Here is a 12,249-nt window from a genome sequence, read left to right on the forward strand (position 1 = left end):
AACCCAGTACCAGAAAAAAGCCGTGACTTCCCTACTCTATAACCAGTTTCTGAGCAAGATGAGCTACTTTAAAAAGAGACATTTTAATCTGGGAAAGAAAAAGGACATTTTAAATTGGGATAAACACGTTTCATTTTTACAACAAACACACAACATAATAGCATTAAGTTAAAAACAGACAGATAACCTTAATAAACTGATCGTTAATTCCACGGATATTACGATATTTAGTCATTTCGTTTGGAATTTGAAGATATTTTAGTCATCGCTGCATTTTTCCGCAATCCACTTTCTGCTCATTTTGTATGAGATCCTGCTCACTTAATTCAGATCTATATAATATTCTAGTAACGTTAAATTTCATACAGTCAACACAAAAAACACACAGAGCTCGAATAAAATAAACAGTTGACCAGTTATTTTCTTGTTTTTTATATCTTTTTTCCACGGCGCTTTATGTGCATTATGTTAAATGGCTATTTACAAAAGCAGAAGCAGTAGATATAGATTAGTGTTTTACTCTGTATAAATACTTTATACGTTCTATTTGTAGAGTTTTATTCTTTTGAGAAAACACCGTTTTAAAAACTCATCTTAATTCCGAGATTTATATGAAATATGTGATCGAGATCATTATTTTTTTACAAATATTAGCATTCTGAGCTCTTTAACAATTGATGCCACGGCAAGTTATCCGCCCCGAGAAGACCCCTTGTGATAAGGCAGACTCCTCATTTTGGGATAATTGACGATGGAAGCCCGTAATATTCCATCAGGTTAATTCGTTTATTGATTAACCAGCACACCTAACAATTCGCAATTGTGGCAAGGTGCCGCTCCCTCATGGCGGCTCAGTGTATACAGTGAGATAAGATCAACGCGCACCCTTTGGGTGGGTGCGCCATTTTCAGGAGGGAGCCGATATGTTTCTAATTTGCTTTACGGACAAAGCTGTACGATTTGCAGAGCTCATAGGGCGTCATTTCGATCCTTTAGCTCATGGCAATCTAAAGCTCAAACGTTCATCAGACCCAGTACTGATTCATTTGACCTGTAATCCTAATATTTGGTCTGTGGGTCTGCAGGTAGGAATGAGTTGGTCATTAGATACCAACGGCGATGTGATAAAAACGCATATTCCATGCTACCCATGGCGCGAATATCAATATCCACCTCAAGCAAGATCACGCTTACGCTCATAAGTCGCGATAGCTGACGCTTAAGCCATTGGCGTGAGCCATCACGATTTCATACACACATCTAGCCTGTGAGTGTGTTTTTCAGCGTCTCAATTCGCTGTTTTTTTTATTCGGGACAATAGGGGCGTCCAGGTTAAGTTTACACTTAAAACTTTCTTTAATTTGGCGGCAACTTCCTATTGTCCTCCCTTCATCGAACCGTGGCATCCCATACCGTCGAGTGACACATCACTTATTGATCTCGTCATGCGTGTTTACTGCCATAGCTTCACTATGGCAGTACGCATCTGTGTACGCTTTCGCTTTTATTTAATGGTAACTTTTTAGGAAATAACTCCATGAACACACTTGCATTTTCAGCTCCATCCATTTTTATGGCAAAAAACAAAAACATCATCATGACAGCGCTTTTGGCACTGTTCCCCGTTGCAATGACGTTTGTGCCAGACCTCGCTTATGCCGCTGATATGTTTGCCGAAGGTAAACAAGAGATCATCGACTCAACCGGTAAAGACTCCACCCTTTGGTTCTCGATGACGGCGGTAGGCTTGGCGTTTGCGCTTGTATTGGGCTTTACCACCAAAAACTGGTTTGCGGCCATCGGTGGCTTCTTCATCGGTATGATTTTCATGAACGTAGCCGCTGGATTCATCGGCTTAGCTTAATGAACCAAAGCCAACCTACCTTCTACAAAATCCCGCACTACCTTGATCAACAAGGGGTGATCATGGGATTTCCAAAGGATGAAATCATTCCGGCGTTGGTGGTGTTTGGGTTGTTTGCCATGCTGCGCTATACCTTAACGGGACTCGGTTTAGGATCACTGATTTGGTATTGCCTGCGTCGCATCAAGCAAAGTAAGGGCGAGAATTTTCTCGCCCTTAGCCTTTATTGGTTTGCACCACCCTACATCAGCACTCAGGTGAAATTCAAACGCACTCCCTCAAGTGATAAGCGTTACTGGCTCAACTAAGGAATCGCCTCTATGCGAGCAAGCAACCGCAAGGACGCCCTTGAATGGGCGTCTTTGCTTAACCGATGGTTTAAAATCACCATCGCTTTATTAATTTTTATCAACCTTACCCTAACGGGCGCTCTGGTCTATCTGGCTTCAAACCAACCACGCACCGTCGTGCCACCGATGGTCAGCCAAGAGTTTACGGTTTCCAGCTTATCGGTCAGTGACAGCTACTTAATCATGATGGCTGAGTATATGTTGCTGCTTAAACTCAACGTCACCCCTGAAAATGTCGTGCGTAACTACCAACAGTTACTCAATTACGTCAGCAGTCGTGACTACCACAACATTCAGCCCTCGTTCTTAAGCGAAGCAACGGAAATTAAGAAAGAAAAAATCTCGTCGTTTTTCACCGCCAAAGCCATTGCGGTTTCACACAACAATCTAGTGGTGCGTGTTTCAGGCAAACTCTCCAAATTTGTTGGTGAACGTCCGCTTGAGCCGGAAAATGCCACCTACTTAGTGCATTTTTCTTATCCTGCTGGGGTGCTTGAGCTTAAAAGCATCACTCGTCAACCGTAACTGAACGCAACTCTCGTTGCGCTCTTTTTTTGGATACTCATTTATGAAATCACTGCTTTTACTGGCTGCTTTGTTACCAGCAGTGGCGGTCGCTGCGCCACCAACCACCATCCCATTTAGCAACAATGAAACCATTACCTTAAACCTCTCAAGTATGGACATTAACCGCTTGGTGGTGCAAGACGACAAAATCACGTCGGTTACTTGCCCAACCGGATTTTGTACCTTACCGATTAGTGAAGAAGGCGCAGGGGTTGACCCGCAAGGCGCAGCGCTCATCACCATTGATGTGCTTGAGCCCTTTACCTTGTATGTGACCACGCAAAAAGGTCGTAGCTTTGGTGCCTTTGTGCGCCCGCTAGCGGTGCCTGCGGTCACTACCTTGTTGGTCTCAACTGACCGTGATACCGAGCAAGCGGCCAAATTTGAGCACCAATCTCCTTACAGTGAAACGTTAGCTCGCCTCATTCGTCACATGGTAACTGACACCCAACCCGATGGGTTTTTAAAGCAATCGGTGACCAGCAAACCGTCACCATTTGGTCTTTTTTCCCTGCAAGCCCTTCGCAGTTATCAAGGTGAATCCTTAACAGGAGTGGTCTACTACCTTAAAAACCCGACCACTCAAGCCGTCACCATTGAGCCGGACAGCTTTTATCAAAAAGGGGTTTATGCGGTGGCGTTCTCCGCCAATCGCATTCCGCCTGGAGGCAGTATCTACCTTTACCAAATCACAGGACGTTAATTCATGGGGATACTGGATTTATTCACCCGAAAGGGGGCACAAAGCTTGGATGAAGCACCAAGCTTTCTAGAAGAAGATAACGTGAGTACCCGCACCAAGAACTGGACGCTCTTTGGCATAGTGCTACTGTTTTTTGGGCTCTGCGGCCTTGTGTTTTGGCTTATTAACAAACCCAAAGAAACCTTTGTCCCACCGTCGCCGGACTTCGAGCCGGTTATCACTGAGGATTTTACTGATAAAGATGCCAAGTCTGCACTGCAAGCGCAGCAACGCACCATTATCGCACTGGAGAAAAGCGTCAGTGAGCTAAAAAAAGAGCGACAGCGACTCTCTGAGCAGGTGGCAACGGGACTTGACCGCTTAGAGCAGCGACTTAATGACAACAGTGAAGAGACCGAGCGGTTAATCAATAACAACTTGGATGCTTTTCGTGATAGTGCCACTACCGACCCGTCAAATTCAGTTACACCGTCACTTGACCCATTTGGCTCACTTGACCAATACCCACAGGTGCCAACGGCCCCCAGAGGATATCTTGATGACCACAGCTTAAAAGACATCCCAACCACCACTCGACGCGGTATTCAAACCTTCTCCTATCGATGGCCGAAGATGGCAAGTGAAACCACATATCGCCGCACCAGTGATAACTATGTGCCAACGGGCAGTTTTGTTACGGCAGTATTAATGGGGGCTGCCGATGCCAATGCAGGCGTAAACGCCCAAGGCGATACCGCGCCTATCGTCTTTCGCACCATCCATGAGGGCATTTTGCCTAACGGTAAACGCTCACGCATCAAGGACTGTTTTGTGACTGCTTCTGTGTATGGCGAAATCTCCTCTAACCGAGGCATCGCACGTCTTAACCGCATGAGTTGTATCTTTGATGAGGATGGGGAAGAAGACATTCTTGATATTCCGGTGCGTGGTACGGCGTTCAGTTTTGCTCGTAACGGTATGCGAGGCACCCCTGTGATGCGAAATGGGAAAATCATCCAAATGGCGGGCATATCAGGGCTCTTTACCGGACTTGGCGATACCGCCAAGAACGCTTCAAGTAGCACCATCACAGGCCCCTCAGGGGTAGTGTCAACCGTAGACCCAAGCAAAGCTCTGCTTAACATGGGAGGCTCAGCACTGGAAAATATTGGGTCAAAACTGGCTGATTACTACATCAAACTGGCCGAGCAATATCACCCCATCATTGAGCTCAATCCTGGCTCGGTAGTCAATTTGGTGTTCCTTGAGGGTTTTCCTCTTGACCCATTAATGCGCGATGGATACGAGCAGCGCTTAAGCGCACAAGAAGTGCCGCAATCGGTAGGAGATATGGCAAGCCAACTGATGACCAACATGATGAACCCGTTGGCCGCACAACCAACCTTGCCGACTAACCCATTAAAACAACAACTGTCCGCACAGTTGCAACAAAAAGCCAACCAATTTGATGCCACCACGCAATCGCCCCCTCAACCTGTTTATAGCCCCTATTAAGGAGTCATGATGAAACGACTTGTTTTTCTGCTAACCCCAATTCTGCTCGGCGGCTGTGCCGCGGGCATGAACGATGATTTCTCCTGCTCAGCCGTTGACGGCATTGAGGGGTGTGTCTCAATGACTGACATCAACACCTTGGTTGACCAAGGGCAATTTGCGACCGACAGCCAAGGCAATGTTCTGGGTAAGAGTCAGGTTGTGGCTGCGGCCAACAAGAATGTTGGCATCATTGAGGTAACGGCGCCGACCCGTGTTACCGACGGCGTACCCATGGCCTTAGCCTACCCCAATCGGCCAACACGCCAACAAGAGCGCGTACAAGAAATCACGGTGTTCCCCTACATTGACAATGCAGGCAATTACCATGCAACCAGCCGTATCTTCACCGTTATTACCCCATCGCGTTGGGTCCATCAGCAATAGGAGTCCTCATGGGTTTACTGGCAAAGGGCAAACTTTCAACCTTATTTAAACGTGCCCATCCTGATGCGGGGCATCTTCATAATGAATTGCCGTATCGTTACTACAATGACGATACCGAGTTGTTTGAAAACCATCAAAGCCTTGGCTTTGGTAAACACTTAAGCGTCCTTGGCGGTGCTAACGACGAATTGGTGGATGCTCTAAACGACTTGGTGATGCGGCTGCCCGAAGGAAAAGACTGGGATTATCAGTTTGTGCTAACGGGCAATAATCAAGTGGGGCACTTGATTGACAAAAACTGCCAAGAAGCCTCGGTTCGTGGTGGCATTGTGGCTGAGCTTGCTCAGAACCAAGCCATTTATGCCCATTATGGGGCGCGTCATGGGTTTAATACGCGCATGGGTAGTAGCTATCGGTTTGATTTAAAGAACTATACCGCCAGTTTCTATTGCACCTCACGAGCGAAAGAAGAGACGGTGTTAGATATCAAAACCTCCCTTGAGTACGGCTTTGTTCAAGCAGGGCTTGATCATTCCCCCATTACACCGCCTGAGCTCATCGATCAGGTTAGCCAGGTATTAAACTTTAACAGCGCCCGTAATACACCGAGTAAGGCGGCATACAACGAAGATGAACATCTTCATACCCAAATGCTCGAACTCGACAGCGAGTTTCTTATCCATAAAGGCTATGTTGAAAGCCGTTGCACTTTTGACCATCAGGTAGAGCCGGCTCATACTCGTATCGTCAATTTCACTTTGCGTAAATTGCCGCCAGAGTTTCGTCTCTACGCTTTTTCCAACTGCCTAGCTTCCCTTAAAAACGCGGCCAACGCCCTGCGTTGTCCATTTCGCATCAGTTGTAATTTTCGAGTCGAGCCAACAGGCAAGCAGAGAATGGATAATGAAGGAAAAATTCGTAACTTAGTCAAATGGGTTAACTCGCCTATGGGACGACTTCTCCCTACAGCCTCAAAAGAGCTTGCTGAGCGCGAAGAGCTGCAAGATGCCTTCTTACGTGACGAATGTAAAATTGCCTCGATGATTTTCACCTTAACCCTCTTTACCGATAAACAACGAATGAAAGGCGATGTGGCATCAGCACTTGGGGTCTTTCGTGAAGCGGGACTCTCTTTAATTGAAAACGATATGGTGCAAGGCCAAGCATTGCTGGCCTCACTGCCGTTTTCCATGTTGGAGTTTTACGATGATTGCAAGATGTCGGGGCGTGCCCGTTCGATTAAAACCTCCAACCTAGTGAACTTCTTTCCCATTGTGGCCGAGTACAAACAACTCAATGGCGGGGTACTCCTACCCACCATGCGCCATCAAATCAACTACTTCCATCCTTTTAGGATGGGAACCGATAACTACAACATGGCGATAACTGGAACATCAGGCAGCGGTAAATCCTTCATCACCCAAAACATCGCCAACGCCATCTTCTCCGAAGGAGGTAAGGTGTGGATATTGGATAAAGGCGATTCCTATAAGAAGTTCACCCAAATCAATAATGGCGTCTACATGACTGCGGGTAATATTTTCTTAAACCCATTCAGTCACATTCTTGATGCGGAGCAAAAAGCAGGGGGACAACTGGGGGATGGGCGCAATGACGGTACCCAAGACCATCCACTCGCCATTTTGCTTGATGATATTACCGGCCTTATCGCGGCCATGGCCGCGCCCAATACCGATTTGGACGACACCCTTGAGAGTGCGCTCAGCGATGCCATCTTAATGGCATGGGAAAGCAATAAGCAAAATACCTTGATTGACCATGTGCAAGACGCACTCTTTACCTTAAGCGAAGAGCGCGAAGACAAGCGCATTCGAGATTTTGGGTATCAGCTCAACAAGTTCTGCCAAGATGGGATTTACGGTGACATCTTTAATAAGCGCTCGCAGCTTGACCCAAACGTTCACCTGACCACCATTGAGTTAGATGGATTTAGTGATAACTTGCTGCAACCTGTGATGTTTGCTCTTATGGTCTCCATTAACCAAGCCATGTATCTAGCAGGCAGTCGCAGCGTACCAAAAATGTGCATTATTGAAGAAGCTTGGAAGCTCATGTCAGGCAGCAATCGTCAGGCTCGCGCCTTCATTGATAAAGGGTATCGTACCGCACGTAAGTTCGGTGGCGGCTTTACCACCGTGACACAAGGGATTGTGGATTTCTTTGCCTCCCCTGAAGCCACTTCGGCTTATAACAACTCGGACATTAAGCTCATCTTGAGGCAAGGGGACGGATTCGACAAATTTATAAAAGAAAACCCCGAAGCCTTTGACCCTATGCATGTGAACCTGATAAAACGCTTTCCCCCTGCGGGGCAAACCGGCTTTTCCTGCAGCATGTTGCAAGCAGGGCCCAACATCACGTTCCACCGTTTGTTCGTTGACCCATGGACGCTCTCGCTCTACTCCACACACCCCAAAGAGTACGAGTATTGCGAAACCTTGCTCAGCAATGGCACACCACTGATGGATGCCATCAACCAAACAGCATGGCACTTCTATGGTGACAACATGAAGCATTTTGAAGACATCAAGGCGCAATACCTGCTCGATAAACAGAGCCAAGAGATGACATAGATGAAAATAGACTTACCCACCCTCATACTCGGTGTGGCGTTGAGTGTGCCGAGCACCCTCATTGCCGCCTATTATTTGATGCCACCGCCTTCTATGGCAGTGTTTGACTTAAAAGGGGTTATTAGTGATTACAGCCAAGAGCTCTCGACCATGAACTTAAGTGATGAAGAGGTAGCGCGTCGCAGTCGGCAGTTCAGTTTCTTAGTTGAAGCAACACTCAATCGTTACAGCACGGCCAACAATACCACGATTTTTGTCGAGCCTGCGGTCATCCAAGGGGCAAAGAACATCACTCCCGAAATCGCAGAACAGGTGAAGCAGAGCCTTTACCGATACAACCAAGGGTAAATTATGCAGTTATTTCAGCACTATCTTGAGCACCGCCCTGATGTCAGTGCGGTGGCACGCTTTTTAGTGATCGCCAACCAACATGGTCTACAACTGACCAAACCCCACGCCATTGGTGCAGAGCTACCCTTTTTTGTAGCTGGAATATTATTGGATTGGGTGTGTCCAGCTGTGTTTAAAGAGATCCCGGAACATCTTCGCTCAATCGAAATTGAGCGAGTGTACATCAAAAGTGCCTTATTTCGTCTCGATGTGGCGTCTATTTGCCGACAACTACAGGGATGAATTATGAAACCTTGGCCGCTTATCGCCGCCTTGCTCTTAAGTCCCGTACTTCATGCCAAATCGTTGGGGAATATTGCCCCCACTTTTAGCATCATTGAAATCGACATGCTCGATTGGATCAACGCCCGGTTAACCCACTATCAAGAAACAGGCGAGATGGATGCCATGGAAGCTCGATTTAAAGAGCAAGTGAAACAATCGGTAAAACGACCTGTCCCCGTTGCAGGCATCACCCCAACCACCAACCCAACAACCTTCACCGTCGATCCCACCCTCACCTTAGCCGCTGACATCAAAGACAATAAGGGCAAGGTACTGTTTAAGAAGGGACTGAAAATCAACCCGTTCAATGCTAAGACCTGGCCTAACGGCCAAGCGCTTCCGCATTTACAGCTTAGCAAGCAATTGGTGTTTCTCGACGGGGATGACAAGCGGCAACTCAACTTTGCCAAGCGCTACTTAGCCAATGAACGCGCCAAAGCCAAGCCACTACCAATCAAATGGGTGCTCATTAATGGCGCGCCTGAAACCGTGTTTCAGTTTTTAGGTGAGCGCATTTACTTTGACCAACTGGGTAACATCACAAGGCAGTTAAAGGTTAAACATGTGCCGTCCGTTGCCATGCAGGACGGTTTTGCCTGGAAGATACAAGAGTTTGATATCAGCAATGAGTCGCTAACCTTAGATAAATAGGAACAACGGCAGCTCTTGCTCCGTCATTCTCGCTTTTTCCTAAGCTCGATTTTTCACAATGAGGTTAATGAGTCAAAGACGAATGCTCTCATCGTGAAAAATGAGCATACATCAATATAACGGAACCACTATGCCGAATTATTTTAGCCTCATTCTGACGAGTCTGAGAACACAAAAGGGGTTTACTCAAATTGAGATGAGCAAAAAACTGGGATTAGCACGCCAAACATATCAGGACTATGAGAGTGGTAAACGAGAACCACGATATACAACGATTATTAAATGTGCTCACCTTCTTGAAGTGTCACCGTCTCTATTTTTTAGAACCACGCCACAAGACAGTATAAATGAACGACTTCGACATCTGAGTAATGAAAAGTTAATCCAAGAGGTCAATCGACGCTTAATATCTGTCCTACCTGCAACTAATTAGATTGAGAGTCTAATGAAAAATAGGAAATACGGGCTGTTAGCCCTTACCTTCTTCCCTTTTCTGGTAAACGCCAGCATTTGGCCGTTTCAAAGTGAAGAAGAAACAATGCTTAACCAAGTTTGCCCAAACTGCGCTTTGGTTGCCAAAGACATCCAAATGCTGCAAGAAAAAACCTGCCCAGATGGACTCACGCCAGGAGCTGTGATGGACATTGCGCAAAGCAAACAGTTCTACCCCATGCTTTTGGCCTTAAAGAACAATACCAGTGATGAAACCTATCATGCGGCGCTTGAAAAACTGAAAGCCAACATGGACTGCAGCGATTGGAATACCGCAGAGAAAGCCAAATCGGCCTTCGATAGCCTATCTAAAGGTGTCGATAACTTACTCAACACATGGAGAGAATAACCACTATGGTGACACCCATTAGACCTAAGCGAGATACCATCAATATTACTCATTATACCTACCGTCAACTCATTGAGTTAGCTTGGAATAAGCATCTCATTCCTGTGTTAGTAACAAAGCACTCCTGTAGTCAGTTTTTACAAGAATGCTTTGGTTTTGATGTTTTCCAGCAAACTATGAAAACCGACATCGCGCGCCATAAGAGTAAGGTTTACCCCTTAGACCCAAGCGATTTCATTGATACTCAAGGTAAAGATGTGGTTGTGGTCGATGGCGTTGAAGAGCTCAATTGTGTGGTACTTGACCGAATGATTAAAAGCGCTCATCAACAAAACCCACGGATTTTGTTTGTCATTAATAAAGAAGAAGATATGGAAGGTATGGCATATCTCACCTCGCATTCTAAAACCATTTTACTCAACAGTATCATTAAGTAACGACACATTATCCATTAAGGGAATAGTTAAAATATGAAAATTCAACATGTTATTTCAGTGGTTGCACTATCAATCTCCAGTCTTACTCTAATCGGATGCGGGGGAGGAAGTGATAACAGCAACCAAACAGCTCCACCGAACATCATTCCGCCTGTGGTTGATATTCCGGATGAAACTCTTGACCATCAAGGGGAAATGAAAATCCTTGAAGCCTACATTGTTCAAAAAAGCGGTTTTCAGGTACAAAGCTCTGGCATTGTTCACACACTCTTACCCGATGATACCCAAGGCACGCCTCACCAGAAATTCATTCTGTCTTTACCTAGCGGCCACACCTTGCTGATTGCGCACAATATCGAACTCGCACCGCGAGTTCCCAACTTAAGAGAAGGCGACAAAGTGCAATTTTACGGTGAGTACGAATGGAATCATCAAGGCGGGGTTATCCATTGGACACACAAAGATCCAAAACAGAAACACCCTGATGGTTGGCTAAAAGTGAATAATGTGAAATATGAATAGAATCATTGCGTTTACTCAATCGGTTATCTTGGCACTGGCAGGGGGATTTTTCTTCACCATTGGTCAGCAAGTCACCAAGTTTGATTCATTAACCAGTCTGCATTTCACTAGCGAGGCAATGACCTATTGGGGTAGCGCCAGTGTCATGGTTCTGATTGCAGCCATAATCATAACCTTTTTGCTGTCAAAAGTTCCTAGTAAAAAGCCTCGACAAAAAGCGCCTTGGCATATTACGTTTTTGGTGTTGATTGCCTTACCGGTCTTCGTATCACAAATAGACGTTGCTATTTCACCCAACCCTTACACCGTTTATGAACGTATCGCCTTAGCCCTTGCGCTAATTGCTTTTGCGAACTTACCGATGTTTATCCGGCACACCTTGATTCCAAATCGCGCACACTGACGCGCTTCGCTTGTCGGGCAGATTGCATTAAGCAAGAACGCTCACCTACTCGCTAGCCTTACTCGATGCAAACTGCCTGATTCTCTTTTCTTTGAGAAGGGCTTCACTCATTTTAAATAAGGAACTGCAATGAAAATATTACTGACTTTATTGCCATTTACTCTTTTATCGAGCTCAAGTGATTGGGAAAGTCACGCCCATGTATACCCCTTATAGAGAGCTTAAACTCATGACAAAACCCCTTTTGTGGGTGTTGGGGTTCAGTTTGCTCATGGCCTCTAACGCGGCCAGTGCTTCGGGTCCTGCTTGCAGGGCACGATTTATGAACCCCATCACTGATATTTGCTGGGAATGTATATTCCCCATCACGCTAGGTAGCGTACCTCTCATTCCATCAAGACACCCTGACACACCCAACCCATCACTACCCATCTCGTTCTGCCCCAAACCGCCACCCATTTTCATGCAAGTGGGTTTGAACATTGGCTATTGGGAGCCTTATGCCATTACTGATGTGACTCGCGTTCCGTTTTGCATGGTCAACCTGGGCTTTTCATTAGGCGGTGGTATGTCACAACAGATAGGCGGCCAGAATAGTTATAAAAAACCAGGGGATAGCAGTTCTGGTGCTTTTTACCAAGCACACTGGTACAAATATCCGCTCATCTATTGGTTACAAATATTGCAGTCTTCTGCATGTATGGCGATGGATAACTTCGATG

The 12,249-nt window shown here is 46.1% G+C and carries 17 protein-coding genes; all 17 read left to right on the top strand.

Annotation, left to right across the window (positions count from 1 at the left end):
- The first annotated feature begins 923 nt into the window (after positions 1-923).
- Entirely contained in the window at positions 924-1,202 is a 279-nt protein-coding gene (locus CTN07_RS21405; protein WP_036766259.1) for a hypothetical protein, read from the top strand.
- 335 nt (positions 1,203-1,537) lie between these two features.
- Positions 1,538-1,864 (top strand): hypothetical protein, encoded by a 327-nt coding sequence (locus CTN07_RS21410; RefSeq protein ID WP_005306911.1) that lies wholly within the window; start codon positions 1,538-1,540, stop codon positions 1,862-1,864.
- Positions 1,864-2,172, top strand: a complete 309-nt coding sequence (gene traL / locus CTN07_RS21415) for a type IV conjugative transfer system protein TraL (protein WP_036766260.1) — start codon at positions 1,864-1,866, stop codon at positions 2,170-2,172. The genes CTN07_RS21410 and traL overlap by 1 nt, the downstream gene beginning before the upstream one ends.
- Positions 2,173-2,184: 12 nt before the next feature.
- Entirely contained in the window at positions 2,185-2,739 is a 555-nt protein-coding gene (traE, locus tag CTN07_RS21420; protein ID WP_036766263.1) for a type IV conjugative transfer system protein TraE, read from the top strand.
- Positions 2,740-2,782: 43 nt separating this feature from the next.
- On the top strand, positions 2,783-3,484 hold the full coding sequence (gene traK, locus CTN07_RS21425) for a type-F conjugative transfer system secretin TraK (protein ID WP_005306914.1): 702 nt from the start codon (positions 2,783-2,785) through the stop codon (positions 3,482-3,484).
- Positions 3,485-3,823: 339 nt separating this feature from the next.
- Positions 3,824-4,978 (top strand): TraB/VirB10 family protein, encoded by a 1,155-nt coding sequence (locus CTN07_RS21430; RefSeq protein ID WP_170107351.1) that lies wholly within the window; start codon positions 3,824-3,826, stop codon positions 4,976-4,978.
- Between the two features lie 9 nt (positions 4,979-4,987).
- Positions 4,988-5,404, top strand: coding sequence for a type IV conjugative transfer system lipoprotein TraV (gene traV, locus CTN07_RS21435; RefSeq protein WP_036766264.1), 417 nt, complete (start codon positions 4,988-4,990; stop codon positions 5,402-5,404).
- Positions 5,405-5,412: 8 nt separating this feature from the next.
- Positions 5,413-7,998: a type IV secretion system protein TraC gene (traC, locus tag CTN07_RS21440; RefSeq protein WP_005306923.1), complete on the top strand. Its 2,586-nt coding sequence runs from the start codon at positions 5,413-5,415 to the stop codon at positions 7,996-7,998.
- 45 nt (positions 7,999-8,043) lie between these two features.
- Positions 8,044-8,346, top strand: coding sequence for a TrbI F-type domain-containing protein (locus CTN07_RS21445; RefSeq protein ID WP_157132381.1), 303 nt, complete (start codon positions 8,044-8,046; stop codon positions 8,344-8,346).
- 3 nt (positions 8,347-8,349) lie between these two features.
- On the top strand, positions 8,350-8,631 hold the full coding sequence (locus CTN07_RS21450; RefSeq protein WP_013404472.1) for a hypothetical protein: 282 nt from the start codon (positions 8,350-8,352) through the stop codon (positions 8,629-8,631).
- A gap of 3 nt (positions 8,632-8,634) precedes the next feature.
- Positions 8,635-9,324 (top strand): type-F conjugative transfer system protein TraW, encoded by a 690-nt coding sequence (gene traW / locus CTN07_RS21455; protein WP_005306925.1) that lies wholly within the window; start codon positions 8,635-8,637, stop codon positions 9,322-9,324.
- A 130-nt stretch (positions 9,325-9,454) separates the two neighbouring features.
- A complete protein-coding gene (locus tag CTN07_RS21460; RefSeq protein ID WP_036766265.1) occupies positions 9,455-9,757 on the top strand; it encodes a helix-turn-helix domain-containing protein in 303 nt (100 codons plus the stop codon).
- 12 nt (positions 9,758-9,769) lie between these two features.
- Positions 9,770-10,165 (top strand): hypothetical protein, encoded by a 396-nt coding sequence (locus CTN07_RS21465; protein ID WP_036766267.1) that lies wholly within the window; start codon positions 9,770-9,772, stop codon positions 10,163-10,165.
- Positions 10,166-10,170: 5 nt separating this feature from the next.
- On the top strand, positions 10,171-10,602 hold the full coding sequence (locus CTN07_RS21470; RefSeq protein ID WP_036766269.1) for a hypothetical protein: 432 nt from the start codon (positions 10,171-10,173) through the stop codon (positions 10,600-10,602).
- Positions 10,603-10,635: 33 nt separating this feature from the next.
- Positions 10,636-11,124 carry a DUF3465 domain-containing protein gene (locus CTN07_RS21475; protein WP_080551815.1) on the top strand — a complete coding sequence of 163 codons (489 nt, stop codon included), beginning with the start codon at positions 10,636-10,638 and terminating at the stop codon, positions 11,122-11,124.
- Positions 11,117-11,527: a hypothetical protein gene (locus CTN07_RS21480; RefSeq protein ID WP_013404477.1), complete on the top strand. Its 411-nt coding sequence runs from the start codon at positions 11,117-11,119 to the stop codon at positions 11,525-11,527. The genes CTN07_RS21475 and CTN07_RS21480 overlap by 8 nt, the downstream gene beginning before the upstream one ends.
- Positions 11,528-11,756: 229 nt before the next feature.
- Positions 11,757-12,249, top strand: a 493-nt coding sequence (locus CTN07_RS21485) for a TraU family protein (RefSeq protein ID WP_211315308.1), incomplete at its 3' end; no start/stop codon positions are given.

The organism is Photobacterium damselae (assembly GCF_003026815.1).
Classification (GTDB): Bacteria; Pseudomonadota; Gammaproteobacteria; order Enterobacterales; family Vibrionaceae; genus Photobacterium; species Photobacterium damselae.

Coding starts and splice junctions, on each gene's coding strand:
- CTN07_RS21405 (WP_036766259.1), top strand. CDS start 924: ATGTTTCTAATTTGCTTTACGGACAAAGCTGTACGATTTGCAGAGCTC.
- CTN07_RS21410 (WP_005306911.1), top strand. CDS start 1,538: ATGAACACACTTGCATTTTCAGCTCCATCCATTTTTATGGCAAAAAAC.
- traL (WP_036766260.1), top strand. CDS start 1,864: ATGAACCAAAGCCAACCTACCTTCTACAAAATCCCGCACTACCTTGAT.
- traE (WP_036766263.1), top strand. CDS start 2,185: ATGCGAGCAAGCAACCGCAAGGACGCCCTTGAATGGGCGTCTTTGCTT.
- traK (WP_005306914.1), top strand. CDS start 2,783: ATGAAATCACTGCTTTTACTGGCTGCTTTGTTACCAGCAGTGGCGGTC.
- traV (WP_036766264.1), top strand. CDS start 4,988: ATGAAACGACTTGTTTTTCTGCTAACCCCAATTCTGCTCGGCGGCTGT.
- traC (WP_005306923.1), top strand. CDS start 5,413: ATGGGTTTACTGGCAAAGGGCAAACTTTCAACCTTATTTAAACGTGCC.
- CTN07_RS21450 (WP_013404472.1), top strand. CDS start 8,350: ATGCAGTTATTTCAGCACTATCTTGAGCACCGCCCTGATGTCAGTGCG.
- traW (WP_005306925.1), top strand. CDS start 8,635: ATGAAACCTTGGCCGCTTATCGCCGCCTTGCTCTTAAGTCCCGTACTT.
- CTN07_RS21460 (WP_036766265.1), top strand. CDS start 9,455: ATGCCGAATTATTTTAGCCTCATTCTGACGAGTCTGAGAACACAAAAG.
- CTN07_RS21465 (WP_036766267.1), top strand. CDS start 9,770: ATGAAAAATAGGAAATACGGGCTGTTAGCCCTTACCTTCTTCCCTTTT.
- CTN07_RS21470 (WP_036766269.1), top strand. CDS start 10,171: ATGGTGACACCCATTAGACCTAAGCGAGATACCATCAATATTACTCAT.
- CTN07_RS21475 (WP_080551815.1), top strand. CDS start 10,636: ATGAAAATTCAACATGTTATTTCAGTGGTTGCACTATCAATCTCCAGT.
- CTN07_RS21480 (WP_013404477.1), top strand. CDS start 11,117: ATGAATAGAATCATTGCGTTTACTCAATCGGTTATCTTGGCACTGGCA.